At 66.7% G+C, this 20,936-nt stretch carries 21 protein-coding genes and 1 tRNA gene; 6 read left to right on the plus strand and 16 right to left on the minus strand.

The genetic code is table 11. The annotated features are described in order from the left end of the window. Window position 1: 1 nt before the first annotated feature. Both E8M01_RS32535 and E8M01_RS32540 read left to right on the plus strand, forming a co-directional pair. Complete coding sequence (locus tag E8M01_RS32535; RefSeq protein WP_136963964.1) at window positions 2-1,255, plus strand: S8 family serine peptidase; 1,254 nt, start codon at window positions 2-4, stop codon at window positions 1,253-1,255. Between the two features lie 116 nt (window positions 1,256-1,371). Continuing rightward, the gene (locus E8M01_RS32540) at window positions 1,372-1,917 is read left to right on the plus strand and encodes a putative immunity protein (RefSeq protein ID WP_215908835.1); all 546 of its coding nucleotides are present in this window, start codon (window positions 1,372-1,374) and stop codon (window positions 1,915-1,917) included. 130 nt (window positions 1,918-2,047) lie between these two features. Here the strand turns inward: E8M01_RS32540 and E8M01_RS32545 are convergent, their stop codons facing one another. Beyond that, on the minus strand, window positions 2,048-2,878 hold the full coding sequence (locus E8M01_RS32545) for an SDR family oxidoreductase (RefSeq protein ID WP_136963966.1): 831 nt from the start codon (window positions 2,876-2,878) through the stop codon (window positions 2,048-2,050). A gap of 98 nt (window positions 2,879-2,976) precedes the next feature. On the opposite strand from E8M01_RS32545, the gene E8M01_RS32550 reads away from it, so the two are divergent. Further along, entirely contained in the window at window positions 2,977-3,900 is a 924-nt protein-coding gene (locus E8M01_RS32550) for an AraC family transcriptional regulator (RefSeq protein ID WP_136963967.1), read from the plus strand. Window positions 3,901-4,024: 124 nt separating this feature from the next. Here the strand turns inward: E8M01_RS32550 and E8M01_RS32555 are convergent. From E8M01_RS32555 to lysM, 3 genes are all read right to left on the minus strand, one after another. Continuing rightward, window positions 4,025-4,100, minus strand: a tRNA-Glu gene (locus E8M01_RS32555). A gap of 70 nt (window positions 4,101-4,170) precedes the next feature. After that, the gene (locus tag E8M01_RS32560; protein WP_136963968.1) at window positions 4,171-5,148 is read right to left on the minus strand and encodes a tripartite tricarboxylate transporter substrate binding protein; all 978 of its coding nucleotides are present in this window, start codon (window positions 5,146-5,148) and stop codon (window positions 4,171-4,173) included. A gap of 67 nt (window positions 5,149-5,215) precedes the next feature. After that, entirely contained in the window at window positions 5,216-5,650 is a 435-nt protein-coding gene (gene lysM, locus E8M01_RS32565) for a peptidoglycan-binding protein LysM (RefSeq protein ID WP_136963969.1), read from the minus strand. A 256-nt stretch (window positions 5,651-5,906) separates the two neighbouring features. On the opposite strand from lysM, the gene E8M01_RS32570 reads away from it, so the two are divergent. Next, the gene (locus E8M01_RS32570) at window positions 5,907-6,263 is read left to right on the plus strand and encodes a hypothetical protein (protein WP_136963970.1); all 357 of its coding nucleotides are present in this window, start codon (window positions 5,907-5,909) and stop codon (window positions 6,261-6,263) included. Between the two features lie 99 nt (window positions 6,264-6,362). Here E8M01_RS32570 and recJ read toward each other — a convergent pair whose 3' ends face one another. From recJ to E8M01_RS35695, 7 genes are all read right to left on the minus strand, one after another. Continuing rightward, window positions 6,363-8,165 (minus strand): single-stranded-DNA-specific exonuclease RecJ, encoded by a 1,803-nt coding sequence (gene recJ / locus E8M01_RS32575; RefSeq protein ID WP_136963971.1) that lies wholly within the window; start codon window positions 8,163-8,165, stop codon window positions 6,363-6,365. 1 nt (window position 8,166) lies between these two features. Then, window positions 8,167-9,168 carry a class II fructose-bisphosphatase gene (gene glpX / locus E8M01_RS32580; protein ID WP_136963972.1) on the minus strand — a complete coding sequence of 334 codons (1,002 nt, stop codon included), beginning with the start codon at window positions 9,166-9,168 and terminating at the stop codon, window positions 8,167-8,169. A gap of 29 nt (window positions 9,169-9,197) precedes the next feature. Next, on the minus strand, window positions 9,198-10,517 hold the full coding sequence (locus E8M01_RS32585; RefSeq protein ID WP_136963973.1) for a homoserine dehydrogenase: 1,320 nt from the start codon (window positions 10,515-10,517) through the stop codon (window positions 9,198-9,200). Between the two features lie 97 nt (window positions 10,518-10,614). After that, window positions 10,615-11,421 carry a 4-hydroxy-tetrahydrodipicolinate reductase gene (gene dapB, locus E8M01_RS32590; RefSeq protein ID WP_136963974.1) on the minus strand — a complete coding sequence of 269 codons (807 nt, stop codon included), beginning with the start codon at window positions 11,419-11,421 and terminating at the stop codon, window positions 10,615-10,617. Between the two features lie 18 nt (window positions 11,422-11,439). Next, window positions 11,440-12,669: an LL-diaminopimelate aminotransferase gene (locus E8M01_RS32595; protein ID WP_136963975.1), complete on the minus strand. Its 1,230-nt coding sequence runs from the start codon at window positions 12,667-12,669 to the stop codon at window positions 11,440-11,442. A 149-nt stretch (window positions 12,670-12,818) separates the two neighbouring features. Next, window positions 12,819-13,274 (minus strand): hypothetical protein, encoded by a 456-nt coding sequence (locus tag E8M01_RS32600; RefSeq protein WP_136963976.1) that lies wholly within the window; start codon window positions 13,272-13,274, stop codon window positions 12,819-12,821. Then, window positions 13,267-13,806: a hypothetical protein gene (locus E8M01_RS35695; RefSeq protein WP_246088514.1), complete on the minus strand. Its 540-nt coding sequence runs from the start codon at window positions 13,804-13,806 to the stop codon at window positions 13,267-13,269. The genes E8M01_RS32600 and E8M01_RS35695 overlap by 8 nt, the downstream gene beginning before the upstream one ends. Window positions 13,807-13,951: 145 nt before the next feature. Between E8M01_RS35695 and phaC the strand changes: the two genes are divergently transcribed. Both phaC and E8M01_RS32610 read left to right on the plus strand, forming a co-directional pair. Further along, window positions 13,952-15,712 (plus strand): class I poly(R)-hydroxyalkanoic acid synthase, encoded by a 1,761-nt coding sequence (gene phaC, locus E8M01_RS32605; RefSeq protein WP_425467759.1) that lies wholly within the window; start codon window positions 13,952-13,954, stop codon window positions 15,710-15,712. A 14-nt stretch (window positions 15,713-15,726) separates the two neighbouring features. Continuing rightward, a complete protein-coding gene (locus E8M01_RS32610) occupies window positions 15,727-16,149 on the plus strand; it encodes an acyl-CoA thioesterase (RefSeq protein WP_136963978.1) in 423 nt (140 codons plus the stop codon). Window positions 16,150-16,211: 62 nt separating this feature from the next. Here the strand turns inward: E8M01_RS32610 and E8M01_RS32615 are convergent, their stop codons facing one another. The 5 genes from E8M01_RS32615 to E8M01_RS32635 form a co-directional block, all read right to left on the minus strand. After that, window positions 16,212-16,604 carry a VOC family protein gene (locus E8M01_RS32615; protein ID WP_136963979.1) on the minus strand — a complete coding sequence of 131 codons (393 nt, stop codon included), beginning with the start codon at window positions 16,602-16,604 and terminating at the stop codon, window positions 16,212-16,214. 84 nt (window positions 16,605-16,688) lie between these two features. Beyond that, complete coding sequence (locus E8M01_RS32620) at window positions 16,689-17,681, minus strand: MBL fold metallo-hydrolase (RefSeq protein ID WP_246088516.1); 993 nt, start codon at window positions 17,679-17,681, stop codon at window positions 16,689-16,691. A 205-nt stretch (window positions 17,682-17,886) separates the two neighbouring features. Then, window positions 17,887-18,945, minus strand: a complete 1,059-nt coding sequence (gene argC, locus E8M01_RS32625; RefSeq protein WP_136963980.1) for an N-acetyl-gamma-glutamyl-phosphate reductase — start codon at window positions 18,943-18,945, stop codon at window positions 17,887-17,889. A 202-nt stretch (window positions 18,946-19,147) separates the two neighbouring features. Next, window positions 19,148-19,687 carry a GNAT family N-acetyltransferase gene (locus tag E8M01_RS32630; protein WP_170182175.1) on the minus strand — a complete coding sequence of 180 codons (540 nt, stop codon included), beginning with the start codon at window positions 19,685-19,687 and terminating at the stop codon, window positions 19,148-19,150. A gap of 10 nt (window positions 19,688-19,697) precedes the next feature. Further along, window positions 19,698-20,774: a D-alanine--D-alanine ligase family protein gene (locus tag E8M01_RS32635; RefSeq protein ID WP_136964945.1), complete on the minus strand. Its 1,077-nt coding sequence runs from the start codon at window positions 20,772-20,774 to the stop codon at window positions 19,698-19,700. Window positions 20,775-20,936: the final 162 nt, after the last annotated feature.

Below are 20,936 nucleotides of genomic sequence, written 5' to 3' on the forward strand. Positions count from 1 at the left end.
CGTGCACGACGACATCGAAGATTATGTGGTTCTGCGCATCGAAAACCTGCCGACCAAAAAGCCGTCCGGCGGATTGAGCGGGCTCCGAGCTCCGGTCGGCGAGGTCTTCGACCTGGCATCCGCGACCGATCGTCCGCGGATCGTCTCGGAAACCGCCAAGCTGACCCCAAACCAGGCCCAGGAGGCCGCGGCGGATCCGCGCAACACCCTTTCCCGCGCCTTTCCGGTCACGCAGATCGTGATGCAATCGAGCGAGCCGGCGAGTGCCGCCGCCGTCGCGGCGGCCGCCGCCGCGGGCCACGGCTGGGGCATTCCGGCGGTCGGCGCCGATGCCGGCCACCTCGACGGCAAGGCTGCGGAGGTCGTCGTTGCCGTGCTCGATTCCGGCATCGACCACAAGCATGAGGCGTTTCGTGGCATGGAACTCGTCACCGAGAATTTCGCCGGCGGCAGCGCGACGGATGTATCTGGTCATGGCACCCATTGCGCGAGCCTCATCTTCGGCCGCTCCGTCAACGGCGTCAGGATCGGGGTCGCGCCAGCCATCCGGAAGGCCCTGGTCGCCAAGGTGTTCGACGACCACGGCGCTAGTTCCACCGGCTGCATCGTCAACGCATTGGCCTGGGCCTACGAGAACGGCGCGAACATTGCCTCGATGTCGCTGAGCTTCGATTTCGAGGCGATGTTCCGAAGGCTCAAGACCGCGGACTGGGAGGAGCCCGCGGCGATCTGGGAGACGCTGGTTCGCTATCGAGAGGCCGCGAACCAATTGCAGCTGCAGATCGACATTCTGACCCACAAAAGCGAAACGTGGCCCGGCACTCTGATCGTCGCAGCCGCTGGCAACCAGAGCCGCCGGGCGGCAGTCAAACCGTATAGCGTCAGGGCGGGCGTCCCGGCGAGCATCAGCGGTGTCATCCCCGTCGGTGCGGCTGGGCAAGAACAAGGCGGCTGGATCATTCCGCCCTTCTCGAACATCGATCCCTTTGTCCTCGGTCCGGGGACCGAAATCGTTGGCGCCAAACCTGGTGGCGGGCTCGTTGCGATGGATGGAACCAGTGCGGCCTGCCCTTACGCGGCAGGCGTGGCTGCCTTGTGGTGGGACCATACCGTTCGGGATATGGCGGATTTCACGACGGCCGAGGAGGTCGCCATAAATCTTCGCACCAGCGCGCTGAAATTGCCGGTCATCAAACCCAACATGCAAGGTCGAGGCCTGGTTCAAGCGCCGCCGGCTGCGACGCCTGCGCGCTGATCTCGCCGCGAAGATATCATCGACACGGCCGCGGCGCCGGCCTGCGCAGCCTTGCCATCCCGCTTGCCTTGCCGACGGATGGGACATCCGATGACGCCATGGCAGATGACCCCACCATGATTGAACTCAGCCGGCCCGAGCTGCGAGAGGTTGCCGGCTATGGGGTGGCGTGCGCGCGGCCTGCATTGGCGGTCTTCGAACGCGAACGCCCTGGCGATCGGCGCCCACACGCCGCGATCGACGCCGCGCAGGCCTTCGCTGAAGGAGCCGAGCGGACCAAGACGCTACGAGACAGCGCCTGGGCGGCACACCGGGCGGCTCAAGAGGCGCGCGATGCAGGACAGGCGGCTGCGAGCGACGCTGCGCGCGCGGCGCTGGCTGCTGCCGGTGCGGCCTTCCTCCACCCCCTGGCCGAAGCCACCCAGGTCAAGCACATCCTCGGATCGGCCGCTCATGCCGCACGAGCGCTCGAACTCTCCGCGGGCGACGATCCCGCCGTCGGAGCCGACTACATCGCGCAGGCACGGATCCTGGCGCCTTCCGTGGTGGTGGACGTCCTGAGGCACTACCCGGGCGCCCCGCATGGCGGTGGGCGGGTCGGAGAACTGATCCGTCTGTTGGACGCGTCGCTCCGGTCTTACCCGGCTGTGCCGGCGCCATAGACGTCCGCTGGCGCCGATCGGAAAAGCTGACATCGGTGGCGTATCATCGGCCACTCCCGCGCCGCCGCCGGACACGACGGCGCAGAATGGCCCGGGGACACGGGCCCGCCGATCTCGCGGGCCCCGGGTGTCAGGACGCGCGCCCCGGGCTGAACATCTCGCGCATCCTCTCCCAATAGTGATCTTCAGAGGTTGTCCAGCGTAGGGCCGCGACGAGCTTGGTGTCGGCTCCGGCCGGATAACGGAGCTTGCTCCCCTGCTCCGTCGCAGCCGCGAAGACGGCCTCGGCAACCTCGGCCTCGGTGCAATAGGCCGTCGGATAATGGGCCATCTTCTCGAAACAGGCCTGGGCAAAAGACCCATAGTCCGCCGGGATCAATCCCTGCATGCGCGCGCCGCCATTGGCGGTGAAGCTGGTGGTCGGCGCATAGCCGGGCTCCACCAGCCTGGCCTTGATGGCGAACTGGTCCAACTCGTGGGACAGCGACTCGGTGAAACCTTCGACCGCGCATTTGCTGGCGGCGTAGACGGCGACAAGCGGCATGGGGGCGATGCCGGCGCTCGACGTGACGTTGATGATGACGCCACCGCCTTGCTTGCGCATGTGCGGAATGATGGCCCGACAGGTTGCGAACACGCCGAAGGTGTTGGTCTCGAAGATCTCACGCACCGTGCTATCAGGGGTGACTTCAACCGCCGAGGCCAGGCCGAGGCCGGCATTGTTGACCAGCACATCGATGGCACCAAAGGCTGCAACGCTCGCCGCAATGGCCGTGTCGATGCTGTCGGCCTCGGTGACGTCGAGCGGCAGCAGTTTCAGCCGCTCCGACGTCGTCGCGAACACGCCAGGATCGGGCCGGCGCATCGTCGCGAGGACATTCCAGCCACGATCGAGAAACAGCTCGGCCATCGCCTTGCCATAACCCGATGAGGTTCCGGTGATGAGGATTGTCTTGGTCACTTGAGGTTCTCCCGTGGCTGTTTCCTCCCTTGAGAATGGACAGATCATTCAGGACGATCCATAATTGAACGTCCATTGTTTGTTATGGATCGTCCAGAATGGATCCCCTCAGTCAGCTCATCGCGTTGCTCCGCCCGCACACTGCGGTGTCGAAGCCGATCACCGGGCGCGGCACCTGGGGGGTTCGCTATGCGGCCTACGGACTGCCGGGCTTCGCAATCGTGCTCTCGGGGCAATGCTGGTTGGGGATCGACGGCAACGCGCCGGTGCAGCTCGCGCGCGGAGACTTCGTGCTGCTGCCCGCCACTCCGGCCTTCACCCTGTCCAGCCAGCCGGATGCCGATTGTGTTCTTCGCGATCCCACCGACACCGCCGTTCGGCATGGCGACCAGGAGGGTGAGCCCGACTTCCGGATGCTCGGCGGCGCCTTCCGGATCGAGACGGTCAACGCGCCGCTGCTCACCGCGCTGCTGCCCGCCATGATTCACATTCATGCGTCCGAAGGCGGCACCGAGCGACTGGGTCGCATCATTGAGCTGATCATCGAGGAATGCGCGTCCGATCATCCGGGCAAGGACATGATCCTGCAGCGCCTTCTGGAGGTCATGCTGGTGGAGTCGCTGCGCTGGCGCAGGGCCGGCGCGGACGCCTTGCCGGCCGGCCTGCTGCGCGGCATGGGCGACCCTGTCCTGGCGCGGGTCCTGCGGGCGCTGCATGGCAACGTCCGGGCCGGCTGGACCGTGGCCGAGCTCGCCAAGCTCGCCGGCATGTCGCGCTCGGCCTTCGCCGCGCGGTTCGGCTGGACCCTCGGCTGCGCGCCCATCGAATATCTGTCCCGATGGCGCATGGCCTTGGCCCAGGACGCCCTCGGCCGAGGTGGAACATCGCTCGACCACCTCGCCGACGAGATCGGTTATGAATCCGCCAGCGCCTTCAGCGCCGCGTTTCGTCGCCGCGTCGGGTGCTCACCGGGCAGCTTCGCCCGCGCGCGCCGGGCACAGGCAGCTGTCCCTGCCGCGTGAACTGTCCGCGGCCCAGGGCTCCGACGGAGACTGCTGGCGGCGGCCGGCGCAGCCGATTCCGACCGCGCGCCGACAGCCCGTTGAAGCTGCCCGCGCCTTGCAAAAACAGGAATTCGGGAAGAATTGGCGCTCCCTAGGGGATTCGAACCCCTGTACCCAACGTGAAAGGCTGGTGTCCTAGGCCTCTAGACGAAGGGAGCGCGACCGCAGTGCGGCGGGGCGGTTTATAGGGGGGTTCCGGCCGGTCATCAACCCACCCCGGCAAAGTTTTCAGTCGGCCTTGATCGAATTTTCCCGGACCACCTGACCCCATATGGCCATTTGGCCTTCGAAGAAGCGTTTGAGCTCGGCGGGGCCGGCCGTCATCAGCTTCACCTGCTGGTTTTCGGTGAGCTGGCGCAGGATCGATTCGTCACGGAAGCTGGCGGTCAGCTCGGCGTTGAATCGCTGCACCATGGCGGCCGGCGTGCCGGCCGGCGCGAACACCGCCCACCAGGCTTCGGCCTCGAAACCGGCAAAGCCGCTCTCCGCGACGGTTGGAACCGCGCTCAGGGTCGCGGCGCGCGCCGTGCCGGTCTGGGCGATCGGCCGGAGCGTTCCCGCGGCGAGATGGGCGGCCAGCACGGCGGAAGAGGCGATCGCCAAGGGCACGTGACCGCCGAGCGCGTCATTCACCAGGGGCCCGCCGCCGCGATAGGGAATGTGATTGAACCGCACCCCGGCGCGTTTGGCCAGCAGCGTCATGGCGAGATGGCCGAGGCTGCCATTGCCGATCGTGCCGTAGGGAATGGTGCCGGGCTTGTCCCTGGCCGCGGCGATGATGTCGGCGAGCGTCCGATAGGGCTGGCCCGGATGGGCAGTGATCACCATCGGCGCGGTACCGATCAGCATGACCGGATCGAGGTCGCGATTGGCATCGAAGCCCATCGAGGGCAGCAGTGTCGGATTGACCGCATGGGTGTCGAAGACGAACAGCCAGGTCAGTCCGTCGGCCGGCGATTTCGCCACCATATTGGCGCCGACGCTGCCCCCTGCCCCCGGCCGGTTCTCGACGATCACCGTGGCGCCGAGCCGCCGCTCGAGCCCCGGCTGGGCGAGCCTTGCCAGCGCATCGACCGATCCGCCGGCCGGAAACGGCACGATCAGCCGGATCGTGCCCGAAGGCCATGTCTGCGCCCGCAGCAGCGCCGGCGCGCATGGCCAAAGGAAAGCCGCGGCTGTCAAGCCGCGGCGCGTCAGTCTGCCCATGACGTCCCCCGTGATATCGTTGACGGCGGGAGCGTCGAGGCCCCCGCCGAACAGCAATAGAGCACGATCAGGGAATGCGGAGAACCCAGCCCGGCTGGATCAGGTCGGGATTGACGATCGGCGGATTGTTGGCCGCGACGATCTTCGGATAGTCCGCACCCTTGCCGTAATGTTCCTCGGCGATCTTCCAGAGCGTGTCGCCCTTCTTCACCGTGTACATCTTGGCCGCCGGTGCCGTCGCGTTGACCACCAGCTGGCTGGTATCGACATTGGCGACACCCACCGTATTGCCCAGCGCCAGGATGATGCGCTCGGCGTCTTCTTGCGATTTGACCTGGCCGGTGACCTTCACTTCGTTGCCGGCCGACTGGATCTGCAGGTTATTGGTGTCGAAGCCGTGACTTGCCACTTCCTCGGTCAAGGCCGGCGCTGGTGCCGCCTGTGCCTCACTGGCACCGACCAGCTTCTTGCCGACATTCTTGACGAAATCGAAGAAACCCATGCTGTCCTCCTACACGCGATCCGAGCATTGGGCCGGTTCGCACCAGAAGACTAACCGCCGGCCCATCGGCTTACCAGTCCCGGGAAAACCCAACATCGGGTGGCGGCCTCGCGGTGCAACATGGCCGGCTGTGGATAAACCGAGCCCGATGGTGGTATCTGGTTGCCCGAATCCGGTGTGCGGCGCTCAATCGCCATCAGCCGGGTGTTGGCCGGCTGGCAGTGCATAACATGCGATTGGGTGTGCCGTGGACCTGATGTCGACAGCCAAAGACCCTGCGCCAAGGCTGATCGAGCCCGACGACGGCCTGCTGGCCCTCGTGCGTTGGCGGCTTGCCGATCCCGCCTGGAAACCATCCTTCCGCGACCTTCTGGACGACGCCCAGACCTGCATCGGTCCCCTGGCCGGACCGCCGGTGGTGCTGGCGGCGCTGCGCGACGTCGTCCAGGCCGACGCGGCCCTGGCGCCGCGGGCCAGGATCGTCGCCGTCGAGGCGCACCAGGCGATCACCGCCAGAACCGAGCGCAATGACGCACGTGGCGGCCAGGCGCTCGGCAAGACCGCCTTGCGGCTGTTGAGCGGTTTCCGCCAGGCCGCCGCGTCGCGCTCGTAGGGGACGTGCGTGAACCCTCGGCCGCTCGCGGGTCACGCGCTAACCCTCTCCCACGCAGACGTGGGCGAGGGTTAGCGCCGCTCTCTCCGCCTCGCGCCCTCATCCGCGTCCGGGAACCGCCACGTCCAGGATCCGGAACTGCACCCGTTCCCGGCCCTGCCAGCGATCGATCGAGATCGAGCCGGCGACATGCAGCTGCCGGCCACGGTGTTCGGCCAGCGCCAGGCCAACCGGCTGCCCGGCGGCGCGAAAGGCGATGGCGTCGACGGTGGCATTGTCGCCGCTCTTCAGCCGGGTGCGGACATGGGCGGTCCCCACCTCCTCGGCATAAACGATCGTATGGGCCGGCAGCACCAGCACCGGCTCGGCATTGCCCGAGCCGAACGGTCCGGCGCGGTCGATCAGGGCGGCGAGCTCGGGCTTGATCGCGGCGGCGGTGGTTGCCGCGTCGATCGCCAGCGCATCTTGCTTGCGGGCGGTCGCGACGCTCGCCTCCAGCTTGGTTTCGAGAAAGGCGCGAAAATCCGCCAGCCGACCGCGCATCACGGTGATGCCGGCCGCCATGGCGTGGCCGCCGCCCTTGGCCAGGAGCCCTTCGCTGACCGCCTGGCGCACCACGGCGCCGAGGTCGACGCCCGGCAGTGACCGGCCGGATCCGGTGCCGATGTCGCCGGTGAAGGCCACCGCGAAGGCCGGCCGCTTGAACCGTTCCTTCAGGCGCGAGGCGACCAGGCCGACGACGCCGGCATGCCAGCCGTTGCCGGCGGTGACGATGACCGCGGTGCCCTCCTCCATCGGGCCAAGCGCCGCCAGCGCCTCGGCCTCGGCTTCGGCGACGGTGCCGAGTTCCACCACCTGGCGCTCGCGGTTCAGCCGGTCGAGCTCGGCGGCGATCCGCTGGGCCTCCAGGGCATCGTCGGTGACCAAGAGCCTGGCGCCGAGGCCGGCATCGCCGATCCGCCCGCCGGCATTGATGCGCGGGCCGATGAGGAAGCCGAGATGATAAGGCGTCGGCGGGCCGTCGAGCTTGGCGACGTCCATCAGCGCGCGCAGGCCGACATTGTCGCGCTTGCGCATGACCGCGAGCCCGCGCGCCACGAAGGCGCGGTTGAGCCCTTTCAGCGGCACCACGTCGGCAATGGTGCCGAGCGCCACCAGGTCGGTAAGCCGCATCAGGTCCGGCTCCGGCCGTCCGGTCGTCCAGAAGCCGCGTTGCCTGAGCGCCCGGTTCAGCGCCACCACCATCATGAAGGTGACGCCGGCGGCGCAGAGATGGCCAAGGCCGGAGAGATCGTCGAGGCGGTTGGGATTGACCAGGGCGGCAACCGCCGGCAGCGTTTCATCGGCCTGGTGGTGGTCGCAGACCACCACGTCGAAGCCGATCCGGCCAGCCTCCGCCAGCACCTCGTGGCTGGTCGTGCCGCAATCGAGCGTCACCAGCAGCGTCGCGCCGTCGGCGCGCAATTGCCGGATGGCCTCGCTGTTCGGGCCATAACCCTCGAAAATGCGGTCGGGTATGCGAATGACCGGGTCGAGGCCGGCGGCGCGCAGGAACAGCGCCAGCACCGCCGAGGACGTCGCGCCGTCGACGTCGTAATCGCCGAAGATCGCGACCCTCTCGGTCGTCACCACCGCGTGGACGAGCCGTTCGACCGCCCGGTCCATGTCGGTCAGAACCGAGGGGTCCGGCATGGCCGCCTTGACGGTCGGCTCGAGATAGGCCTCGACGCCATCGGCGATGACGCCGCGGCCGGCCAGCACCCGCGACAGGATGTCCGGCAGGTCATGGACTTGGGCGATCGCCAGCGCCTGGGCGCGGGCCGGATCGTCCAGCCGGTCGCGCCAGGCGCGACCGAGGACCGATTGTTCAACCCCGAGGAACAGCCGCCGCGGGTTGATCATGTCAATCGAGATGGAATTTCTCGAACTGGCGGTGTTCGCCGAAAATGCGCCGGACGGTGCCGGTGGTCGAGCGATAGACGATCGTCTCGGTGGTGATCATGTCGGGACCGAAGAACACGCCCTTGAGCAGCGCGCCGTCGGTGACCCCGGTCGCCGCGACGATCACGTCGCCCGAGGCCATCTCCTCCATGGTGTATTTCTTGTTCGGGTCCTTGACGCCCATGGTGCGGGCACGCTCGACCTTAGCCTCGGAATCGAGGATCAGGCGGCCCTGCATCTGGCCGCCGACGCAGCGCAACGCCGCCGCCGCCAGCACGCCCTCGGGCGCGCCGCCAATGCCGAGATAGATGTCGATGCCGGTCTCGGCGACGCTCGCCGTGTGGATGACGCCGGCAACGTCGCCATCGGTGATCAGGCGGATCGACGCGCCGGTGCTGCGCACTGCCTCGATCAGCTTGGCATGGCGCGGCCGGTCCATGATCAGCGCGGTGATCTCGCTCGGCTTGACGCCCTTCGCCTTGGCGATCGCGTAGATGTTCTCCACCGGCGTGGCATCGAGGTCGACGAGGCCCTTGGGATAGCCCGGGCCAATGGCGATCTTGTCCATGTAGACGTCGGGCGCGTTCAGCAGCGAGCCATGCTCGGCCATGGCGATGACCGCGATCGAGCCGGGCATGTCCTTGGCGCAGAGCGTCGTGCCTTCCAGCGGATCGAGCGCGATATCGACCTTGGGGCCGCGCTTGGTGCCGACCTCTTCGCCGATATAGAGCATCGGCGCCTCGTCGCGCTCGCCCTCGCCGATCACCACGGTGCCGTCGATCGGCAGCTTGTTCAGCTCGCGCCGCATGGCGTCGACCGCGGCCTGATCGGCGGCCTTCTCGTTGCCGCGTCCGCGCAGCCTGGCCGAAGCCACCGCGGCGCGTTCGGTCACCCGCACGAGTTCCATCGACAGAACCCGCTCGATGACAAGATTTTTCGGAACGGAAAGCCCTTGGTCGGACATGGCGATAATCCCCTCGGAGAATGTTCGTCTCAACTGCGTTCGATACGAATGACCTGCGGCCGGCCAAGCAGCACGCCGTCTGTATCCATGGACCTCAGCGCGCGCTGAACCGCGGCCTCGGTGGTGGCATAGGTAATCAGGACGACCGGCGCCGGCGCATCGGCCGCCGCCGGATCGGTGCCGCCGCGCACCGGACCTGAGCGCCTTTGAACAATCGATTCCAGCGAAATCTTGTTCTGCGCCATGCGCGAGGCGATTCGGGCGGCGGTGCCGGGCCGGTCGACCACTTCGAGGCGGATGTAATAGCCGCCCTCGTGGTGGGTCAACGGCGCCCGGGTCGGCTGGGTCAGCGAGGCCACCGGCCGGATGAACGGCGCGGTGCGATGGCCGCGTGCGATATCCGCGATGTCGGCGATGACAGCCGACGCCGTGGCATCGCCGCCGGCGCCCGGACCGACCAGGGTCAGGTCGACCGCGTCGGCATCGATCGCCACCGCGTTGAGCACGCCATTGACCTGGGCGATGGCCGAATCCTTCGGCACGAAGGTCGGGTGCACCCGCTGTTCGACGCCATCGGCGGTGCGCAGCGCGACGCCGAGCAGCTTCACCCGGTAGCCGAGCTCGTCGGCCATCTTGAGGTCCACCGGCTTGATCGACCGGATGCCCTCGATCGAAATGCCCTTGGTGTCGACCAGCGTGCCGAAGGCGAGGCTGGTCAGCAGCGCCAGCTTGTGAGCGGTGTCGAAACCGTCGACGTCGAAGGTCGGATCGGCCTCGGCATAACCGAGCCTCTGAGCGTCCTTCAGGCAGTCCTCGAACGAAATGCCCTCATCCGCCATGCGGCTCAGGATATAGTTGCAGGTGCCGTTGAGAATGCCGTAGACGCGCTCGATCGCATTGCCGACCAGGCCCTCGCGCAGCGTCTTGATGACCGGAATACCGCCGGCCACCGCCGCTTCGAAATTCAGCGCCACGCCCTTCTTTTCGGCGCGGCGCGCCAGCGCCGTGCCATGGGTGGCGAGCAAGGCCTTGTTGGCGGTGACCACCGCCTTGCCGGCGCCGAGCGCCGCCTCGACCGCCTGTTTGGCCGGGTCACCGGCGCCGCCGATCAGTTCGACGAACACATCGATGCCGGAATCGGTGGCGAGCGCGATCGGATCCTCGACCCAGCGCATGCCGTCGAGCACGATGCCGCGGTCCTTGTCGCGCGACCGGGCGCTCACCGCCACCACCTTGATGCGGCGGCCGGCGGCCTCGCTCAAGAGATTGTCGCGCTTGGCCATCAGCCGCACCACCGACGCGCCGACTGTGCCGAGGCCGGCAATGCCTACCTTCAAAATGTCCTGCATGAGGAGCTGATCCGCGACTTGTCGCGGCAATGCGCCGCGCCGGGCTTTTGCCCGATTTGGCCGGTCAAAGCAAGAAAAGCACCGGCCGGTGAAAGCTTCAGTCGATCAGGTGATCGATGCCGCGCACCAGTCCGACCTGGCCGCCGACCTTGCGCACCGCCAGCAGCGTGCCGCCGACATAAGGTGCTGCGGAGGAACCGGCATCGTGGCGAATGGTCAGCCGCTCGTCGGGAAGACCGAAGATCGCCTCCGCCGACAGCACATAGGAGGGCATGCGCACCGAATGGACCTGCACCGCGATGCCACCGGCATTGACCGCGCCGCCGCGTGTCTCCCGGATGCCGCCGAGCTCGCCGACCGGCTTGGCGGTCGGCTCCAGGCGAATCCTGGACAAGATCTCGCCGAGCTCGCGGCCGGTGCCCGACGGCGTATCCGGCTTCTTGGCCGAGGCGTAGTCGATGATCTCGACATCGGGGATATGGCGGGCCGCAACCGTTGCGAAGCGCTTCAGCAGCGACGCGGTGATCGAGAAATTGCCGGCGGCGATCACCCCTCGCCCCGCCGCCTTGGCAGCCATATCGATCTCGGCATAGTCGTCGGCCGTCAAACCGGACGTGCCGACCACCACGTGGCGGCCGGCGCGGAGCGCGGTCAGGGCATGGCCCTTCACTGCCTGCGGCTTGGTATAGTCGATCACCACGTCGCTCGGCACGGTCAGCGCCTCGTCAAGGCTTTCGGCGACCTTCAGGCCAAGCGCCGGCAGGCCGCCGACCGTGCCGGCATCCTGGCCCGCCGCCGAGCGCGCCACCGCGCCGGCAAGCTCGAGGTCGGCGGCGGCGCTCACCGCCTTGACCAGCTCACGCCCGACCCAACCGGTCGCACCGACGACGACAACCCCGATCATGCTGATGTCCGATTTGGTTTAGCGTCCCGCCGCCGCCAGCGGCACCACGTTGTGCAGCGTCGTCGCGGCGGTGTCGAAGAACCGCTTGACGTTGCGGGCGGCCTGTTTGATGCGCTGCTCGTTCTCGACCACCGCGATGCGGACATAGTCGTCGCCGTGCTCGCCGAAACCGATGCCGGGGGCAACCGCCACCTCGGCCTTTTCGACCAGCAGCTTGGCGAATTCGAGCGAGCCGAGCGACTTGAACGGCTCCGGGATCGGCACCCAGGCGAACATCGACGCCTGCGGCGTCGGGACGGCCCAGCCGCTCTTGCCGAAACTGTCGATCAGCACGTCGCGCCGCTTCTTATAGGTCTCGCGCATCTCGCGGATGCAGTCCTCGGGACCGTTGAGGGCGGCGGTCGCCGCCACCTGCACCGGCGTGAAGGCGCCGTAATCGAGATAGCTCTTGACCCGGGCGAGCGCCGCGCAAAGCCGGTCGTTGCCGACAGCGAAGCCCATGCGCCAGCCGGCCATCGAGAAGGTCTTCGACATCGAGGTGAATTCGACCGCGACGTCGAAGGCGCCGGGCACCTGCAGGATCGACGGCGGCGGGTTCCTGTCGTCGAAATAGACCTCGGCATAGGCCAGGTCGGAGAGCACGATCAGCTCGTGCTTCTTGGCGAAGCGGACCAGTTCGCCGTAAAAATCGAGATCGGCCACCTGCGCGGTCGGGTTCGAGGGATAACACACGACCACCGCGATGGGCTTCGGAATCGAGTGCTGCATCGCGCGTTCCATCGCGCGGAAATACTCGTCGTCGGCGGTCGCCGGCACGGAGCGGATGACGCCGCCGGCCATCAGGAAGCCGAAGGCGTGGATCGGGTAGCTCGGATTGGGGCAGAGCACCACGTCGCCCGGCGCGGTGATCGCCTGGGCCATGTTGGCAAAGCCTTCCTTCGAGCCGAGCGTCGCGATGACCTGGGTCTCGGGGTTCAGCTTCACGCCGAAACGGCGCTCGTAATAGGCGGCCTGGGCACGCCTGAGGCCGGGAATGCCCTTCGATGCCGAATAGCGGTCGGTGCGCGGCTTGCCGATGGTTTCCTTGAGCTTCTCGATGACATGGTCAGGGGCCGGCAGATCCGGATTGCCCATGCCGAGATCGATGATGTCGACGCCTTTAGCTCGCGCCGCGGCCTTCACCTTGTTCACTTGCTCGAACACGTAAGGTGGCAGGCGGCGGATACGGTGAAAGTCGGTCGTTGTCATCGGTTCTGATCGTGTTGGTGGTGGGAAAAACCCCTTGGGGCGCCGCAACACCTATCACGGCGAAGGCGGCTGCGGAATGCTTGTCTGATGCGCTGTCGGCCCATCTGGCCGCGGCGCGCGGGCCAAAATGGGCCGGACCCGCCGCCGGATCATTCGGTCGGCGGGTTGCGATCCTCCTCGATCGCCGGCCGCGAGCCCGGATCGGGGCCCCGGATACGGCCCGAGCTGGTGAGCCGCCGGTCCATGGCGCCGGAATGGGCGCCGCGCGCGGTCTGCAGCTCGCCCCGGCGCGCGGCCTCCTGCGCCGGCGTCAACAGTTCCGGCGTTTCCGACGAGCGCGCCGGCGCCGGCACCCGCGGCGCCTCCGGCAGGCGCGAGATCAGGGTGGCCGCGCCATAACCGGTCGCGCGTATCGGCTGCGGCTGCCAGAGCCCGCCGCCGGCGACCGCCGGCAGCGGCACCCGGCGCGACGGACCATAGGGTGAAGGATAGCCGTCATTGGCTGTCTGGCAGCCGCCAAGCGCGAGCGCCGCAAGGGCGAAGGCTGCGAGGCCTGCCCGGCTCCGGCGCCGGATGGTCGCGGTCTGATCCGTCATCTCACGCATGTCGATCTCCAGGGGGCCTCGCCGCCATCTTTCGCTGGCGGCGCGCCCGTGGCCTTCCTAATATGTCCCAACCAAAAAGTGGACCGATTTCGTGCGGCACGAAAGCGGCGAATTTCGGAGGGAAGCTCATGGCGAAACGCGATTCGAGCAAGCCGAAGACGCCGAGGGCAAGAAGCGCCTCCGCAAAAGCCGGCAAACCGGCGGCAAAGCGCGCCGGAAAGGCCGGGAACGACGCCGAATCTCCGCCGCCCGGCGCAACGGCACCGGCTGCCGCCAAAGCGCAGGTGGGCAAGGCGGCGACGGCCAAGGCCGCCGCAGCGAAATCGAAACCGGCCGGGACACGGGCCAAGACCGCGGCCGCTCCGGCGCCAGCCAAGGCATCCCGGGCGACCAAATCGTCGGCAAGCAAGTCGCCGCCGGCCGTGGCGGCGGAGGCCAGGCCGAAAGCCCCGGCCCTGCGTGCGGTCAAGGCCGCACCGGCCCGGGCCAAGCCGGCGGAAACGCTGAAAGGCAATCCGAAGCCTTCGGCCAAACCCGTGCTCGTGGCGATCGAGGGCGGCGCCGCGTCGCGCCCGTCGGCCGATCCGCGCCAGGCCGCCGCCGGCAAGCCCGCGCCGGCCGCGCCGCCGCCGCCGCAGGGCGGCGCCGCTTCGGAGGACCCGTTCCGCTTCCGCACCATGGATATCGAGCGGCTGTCGTCCAATGTCGCGCGCATGGTCGAGCTCGGCGGCAAGGCGCTCGCCGCCTATATGCGGCCGCGCGAAACCGGCAGCCATCCGAGCGACCAGCCCGACAGCGTCACCGACGTGGTCAAGACGCTCGGCCATGTCGCCGAGTTCTGGCTGAAGGATCCGCAGCGCGCCATGACCGCCCAGACCGAGGTCACCGGCCGCTACATGGATCTCTGGGCCAGGTCGTTGAAGGCGATGGCTGGCGAAAAAACCGAACCGCTGGCCAAGCCCGATCCGCGCGACGCCCGCTTCAAGGACCCGCAGTGGAACGACAATGCCTTCTTCGATTTCCTGAAGCAGTTCTACCTGGTCACAACAGGGCTTGCCGAAAGCTTCGTCGACCAGGCCGACATCGACGGCCATCTGAAGCACAAGGCTTCGTTCTACACCCGGCAGATCGCCAACGCCCTGTCGCCGTCGAATTTCGTGCCGACCAATCCGGAGCTGCTGCGCGAGACCATCGGATCGAGCGGCGAAAACCTGGTGCGCGGCATGCAGATGCTGGCCGAGGATATCGAGCGTGGCGGCGGCGATCTGAGAATCCGGCAATCCGACGATACGCCGTTCGCACTCGGCACCAACCTCGCCATGACGCCCGGCAAGGTGGTCTATGAGAACGACCTGATCCAGCTGATCCAATATACCCCGACCACCGAGAAGGTCGGCGCCGTCCCGCTGGTCATCGTGCCGCCCTGGATCAACAAGTTCTACATTCTCGACCTGGTCCAGGACAAAAGCTTCATCAAATGGGCCGTCGACCAGGGGCTGACCGTGTTCGTCATCTCCTGGGTCAATCCGGACCAGCGCCACGCCCACAAGGGCTTCGGCGACTATATGCTGGAGGGGCCGCTCGCCGCGCTCCGGGTCGCCGGCGAGATCACCGGCCAGAAGAAGGTGCACACGATCGGCTATTGCGTCGGCGGCACGTTGCTGGCGGTCGCCCTGGCCTATATGGCCGCCAAGGGCATCGACAACGTCGAGACCGCGACCTTCTTCACCACCCAGGTCGATTTCACCTTCGCCGGCGACCTCAAGGTGTTCGTCGACGAGGAACAGATCCAGTCGCTCGAAAAGCGCATGGCGCAAACCGGCTATCTCGAAGGCAAGCAGATGGCCAATGCCTTCAACATGCTGCGCTCGAACGACCTGATCTGGAACTATTTCGTCAACAATTACATGAAGGGCAAAGCGCCGATGCCCTTCGACCTGCTCTATTGGAATGCCGATTCGCCGCGCATGCCCGCCGCCAATCATTCCTTCTATCTGCGCCACTGCTACCTGCAGAACGACCTGTCGAACGGCCGCATGGAGGTGGCCGGCGAGAAGCTCGACCTGAAGAAGGTCAAGGTCCCCGTCTATAATCTCGCCACCCGCGAGGACCACATTGCGCCCGCCCGCTCGGTGTTCATCGGTTCGTCGGCCTTCGGCGGCCCGGTCGAATATGTCGTGGCCGGATCAGGCCATATCGCCGGCGTGGTCAATCCGCCGTCCAAGAACAAGTACCAGCACTGGCTCGGCGGGCCGCCCACCGGCCGGTTCGAGGACTGGATCGCCACCGCCACCGAACATCCCGGTTCCTGGTGGCCACATTGGCGCGAATGGATTAGGCGTCACGACGGCAAGGAGGTTGCCGCCCGTCCGGTCGGAACCAAGCCCTATCCGGCCATCGAGGATGCGCCCGGCCGCTATGTGAAGGTGAAGGATTGAGCCAGAGAATTCCGATGAGCGCGCGCGCCGCGCTCGACAGCTATCCGTTCGTGACGGTGCATCCGATCCGCTACGGCGATCTCGACCCCAACAACCACGTCAACAACGCTGTTATCGCCACCTATCTGGAGATCGGCCGGACCGAATTCTTCTCGCGCGAAGGCATCCGGCTGACCAGCGAGGGCCGCGGCATCTCGCTGGTTCATATCGAGATCCATTATCACCGCGAGATCCTCTATCCCGGCTTCGTCCAGATCGCGACCGGCATCGTCAAGGTCGGCGGCGCCTCGATCACCTTCGACCAGGCCGTCTTCGTCGAGGGCCAGCGCCATGTCAGCGCCTCCACGACGACGGCCCAGGTCGACCTTGCCGCCAAGCGCTCGACGCCCTGGAACGACGTGCAGAGAGCGCGGTTGGCGACGCTGATGATGCGCTGACGACGGAGACCCGGCCGGAAGCCGGACGATCGTGACCCACGGCGAGACCCGCGCATCGCGGGTCAATATTCGGCGTAGATTTCGATGATGTTGTCCTCGGGATCGCGAAAGAACAGGGTCCGGTGGCGCCAGCTGGGCAGATCGGTTGGCTCCCTGAGAATGGGCACCCCCTTGGCGACCAATTCGGCATGGCAGGCATCAACCGCGGGAGGCGGCACGCGAAAGGCCAGCTGCACCGCCGCCGATCCGGGCACCGACGCTCCATCGTCGCAGACGCTCCACGGTCCGCGCGGCCGGAGCGTCAGCAGCTGCGCACCAACGCGAAAACTGACCCAGTTCTCACGATCAGTCTCAATCGGAAACTGCATGACGTCACGGTAAAAAGCGCGCGTTTCATCCATCTTGCTGCACAAGAGGACAGTATAGTCGAGGTTACCGATTCCACCCAGGCTCACTGCGATACTCCACGATCTGTCTTGCCCCGCCAGCCGGAAACCCGTCCCCTCGACCAGAGCGGTTCGATCCGAGCGGAAAACGCCCTAGATATTGGAATTCCGCGGCACCAGGACTTCGCGATAGCCGCTCGCGGTCCGTTCGACATGGGCGAGAGCCGGGAACGGGCAATGGAAACCCTGGACCAGCATCTTCTCGGCCACCAGCATGTCATAGACCGTTCGGCGCGTGGCCTCGGCCATCACCGGGTCCCGATCGATGGCTGCATGCCAACCGGGATTTGCGACGAACAGCACGGGAACATGAGCCACGTCGCCCTGGATGAAGACGCTGCGGCCGCCGGACGACAGAACGAAGGACGTATGCCCGACGGAATGCCCTGATGTCGCAACGGCGGTGAGCCCGAGCAGCACCTCCTTGCCCGCGTCGTAAGGCGTGACATTGCCGCCGAGCGCGCCAAAAATCCGGCGGCTGTTCCTGAACAAGCCCTCGATTCGGCCCTTCGGCGCCCGGCTCATCTCGCCGTCGTCCATCCAGTATTTCCACTCGGCTGCCGGCACGAAGATCTGCGCATTCGGGAAGGCCGGCTTGCCATCCGCCCCAACCAGGCCGTCGACATGGTCGATATGGAAGTGGGAGATCACCACGGCATCGATATCGGAGCGTTCGAGACCCGCAGCCTTCAGGTTGGTCGCGAATTGCCCGATGGTGCCTTTGCTTCGCTCGAACGCGGCATCGCCGAGACCGGTGTCGATCAGGATCAGCTTCGACCCGGTGTTGACGACAACCGGCGAGAAGGGAACCGACAGTCCGTCGGTGCCGCGATAGGCTGCCGCAAGGGCTGCCTTCACCTGCTCCGTCGTCGCATTCGAAACGAAGTTCTCGACCGGGAATGTCAGCGCACCATCGGTGATGACGCTGACCTCGAAGTCGCCGACCTTATAACGATAGAAACCGGGAGCCTGCTTGCCGACGATGGGCGCCGCCGCGCGAACCGCCGTGTGATGCGACAGGACCGCACCCGCCGTCATCATCGCGGCGCTGCCGGACAACAGTTCGCGGCGGGTCATGAGGGCCATGTGATGTCCCGTGCAACAGCGATGCCGTGGAAGCGGCTCAAGACTGTAGGCAAGGCCGGGCCATTTGCAACCGGACGCGCTATCGCCACAACCCCCGGAAGTCCTTCACCTGGACCGCCGCGCCCGACAGCTTCGACACGCGGCGATCAGGTCTTCGCGCGCTAGCGCAGACCGGCGTCCGGGCCAAACCCGGACGCCCGCCTCCTCAAGGAAACAGCGCGATCTGTTCCAGACCCAGGGTCTCGGGATAACCGAGCACCAGGTTCATGTTCTCGACCGCCTGGCCGGATGCGCCCTTGACCAGGTTGTCGATCGCCGAGACGACGATCACCCGGTTCGGCACGCGGTCCTGGACCAGGCCGATGATGATCAGGTTCGAACCCCGCACGTGCCGGGTCTGCGGCGTCTGGCCGAGCGGCAGGACATGCACGAAGGGCTCCCGCGCATAGGCCTGCGCGATGATCCCATGCAGGTCGGCGGCGGTCCGGCCACGCTTGGCGGTGACATAGGTGGTTGCCAGCATGCCCCGGCTCATTGGCATGAGATGAGGCGTGAAGGTCGCAATCACCGGCTTGCCCGCGATCAGCGACAGTTCCTGGTCGAGCTCGGACGAGTGCCGGTGGCCGGCGACGCCATAGGCGTGGATGCCTTCGGTCACCTCGCAATAGAGGCTGCCTTCCTTGGCGGCCCGGCCGGCGCCGGACACGCCCGACTTGGCGTCGACAACGATATTGTCGGTCTCGATCGCCTTCTTTTTCAGGAGCGGCGCCAGCGGCAGGATCGAACAGGTCGGGTAGCAGCCGGGATTGGCGACCAGCCTGGAGGTCTTGATCGCGGCCCGGTGCAGTTCGGGCAGGCCATAGACCGCCTCCTGCTGGACGTCGAGCGCGTGATGCTCATGGCCGTACCAGCGGGCATAGTCGGCCGGATTGGTCAGCCGGAAATCGGCCGAGAGATCGACGATCTTGATATCCGCCCGCGCCTTCATGATCGAGGCGATCACCGTCTGGGTCGTGCCGTGCGGAAGTGCGCAGAACACCAGGTCGACGGCGGCCGTCTTCCAGTCGATGCTGTCGATCGACACCAGGTCCGGCAAGGCGAACGGCGCGAATTGCGGGAACACCTCGGCCATCGGCTGGCCGGCTTTCCGGTCGGCGGTCATCAGCACGATCTCGACGCGCGGATGCCTGAGCAGCAAGCGCACGAGTTCGGAACCGGTATAGCCGGAAGCGCCGAGGATCGCGATTTTGGCTTTCGTAGCCATGGCAGGTCTCCGCTGGGGCGAGGTGTTGAAGCGAGCTTGGGGGGACGAATTCAGATGAAAAAAAAGCCGCGCTGGAGGCGCGGCGATCAGATCGATCGAAGCAAACGACCGCGCGCGCTCATCGGAGGATGAGGCTGCGGCGTCGGGTGCTGGTCGAGATCGTGTTCATGGGGCGCCTATTTGCTGTGGGACGGCCCGCCTGTCAAGAATTTTTGCGGGATCCGGGCGGGTGCCGGCACCGGTAGAGATCGAACTCCGTACCATAGGCGGCGCGGCGCCCATCGGCTGAAAAGCCGAGCTTTGCGGCGACCGCGATCGACCGCGAGTTCTGCGGATCGATCAGAGCCACGACATCCTCGAGCCCGAGCGTCGCGAAGGCATGGTCGAGAACGCAGCGTGCCGCTTCGCTGGCATGGCCCTGGCCCCAGGCGGAGCGCGGCAGCCGCCAGCCGATCTCGATTTCCGGGCCCCTGCCCTCCACCGGCATCAGGATCGCCATGCCGAGAAAGCCATGCGGCGCGACGCGCGAGCGCAGCGTCCAATGCCCGAAACCGGGCCCGAAATCCCGAGCCATCCGTTCGGCAAGCGCCACCCGATAGGCATCGGCGTCGAAATTGTCGCGGAACTCCGGCGTGATATGGCGCCGGACCTCCAGATCCCCGTCCATCGCGACATAATCGTCGATCTCGGCGATATCGCGCTGGCGCAGCAGCAGGCGCGCCGTCGTCAGGTCCGGAACCATTGCGCCCGCCTTAGCCGCCGCGCCGCCGGGCCCGGCCCAAGCCATGCTTGATCAGCCGGTCGACAAGCTCGGAATTGGGAATGCCGCTGGCCGCGAACGCCTTGGGATACATGCTGATATTGGTGAAGCCGGGGATCGTGTTGATCTCGTTGACCACCATGCTCAGGTCGGGCCGCACGAAAAAATCGACCCGCGCCATGCCTTCGCAGCCAAGCGCCTGGAAGGCCAAGCGCGACAGGTCCTGGACCTGGCGGGTCGCCGTCTCCGCAAGTTCGGCGGGAACGCACAGCGCCGCGCCCGCCGCATCGATATATTTGGCGTCATAGCTGTAAAAGCCGTGGCTTTCGGCCGGAACGATCTCGCCGGGCACCGAGACCGTCAGCGCGCCGTCGCCGTCTTCGAGGACGCCACATTCGATCTCGCGGCCCTGGACAAACTCTTCGACAAGCACCTTGTCGTCATGTTGGAAGGCGTTGCGCAAGGCGATCTCGAAGGCTTCGGCCGTCGCGGCCTTGCTGACGCCCACCGATGACCCCTGGCGCGCCGGCTTGATGAAGACCGGCACGCCCAGGGCGCCGGAAATATCCGCGAACGAGGCGCTGTCGGCGGGCCGCAAGGTGACGGACCGCGCGACATTCAGCCCGGCCGCGCGCAAGAGGCCCTTGGCGATATCCTTGTCCATGGCGCAGGCCGAGCCGAGAACGCCGCAGCCGACGAACGGAATATCGGCAATTTCGGCATAACCCTGGACCGACCCGTCCTCGCCGAAGAGACCATGCAGGACCGGAAACAGCACGTCGACCGGCGGCAATTCACGGGGCGGCTGATCCGGCGGAAGGGCGACAAGGCGGCCCTTGCCGCCGGGCACGAGGCTGACCTCTATCCCGCGCTCGGGCACGGCGGCGGGCAATTCGCCGTTCTGCAGATCGGCCAGCAGCCAGCGGCCGTTTCGCGTGATGGCGATCGGAACCACCTCATATGCAGCGGGATCGATGGCTTTCACGACATTGCCGGCGGACAGGATGGAGACATCGTGCTCGGCCGAGCGCCCGCCGAAAAGAACCGCAATGCGTAGCTTCGTCGTCATGGAGTTCCTGCCGCCAGATATCGCGTGCCACCAAATCATCTCGTGGGCGTCGCGCGCAACCCCGGGGGAATCGGTGTTGTCGCGACGCCATTCGCGTTGCACCGGAATTGCGGCTTCGCTTCGGCGGCGGGCGCCGAAGCGCGGGATATCCGCTCGCGGTTC

The sequence above is a fragment of the Phreatobacter stygius genome (assembly GCF_005144885.1).
GTDB classification, from domain to species: Bacteria; Pseudomonadota; Alphaproteobacteria; order Rhizobiales; family Phreatobacteraceae; genus Phreatobacter; species Phreatobacter stygius.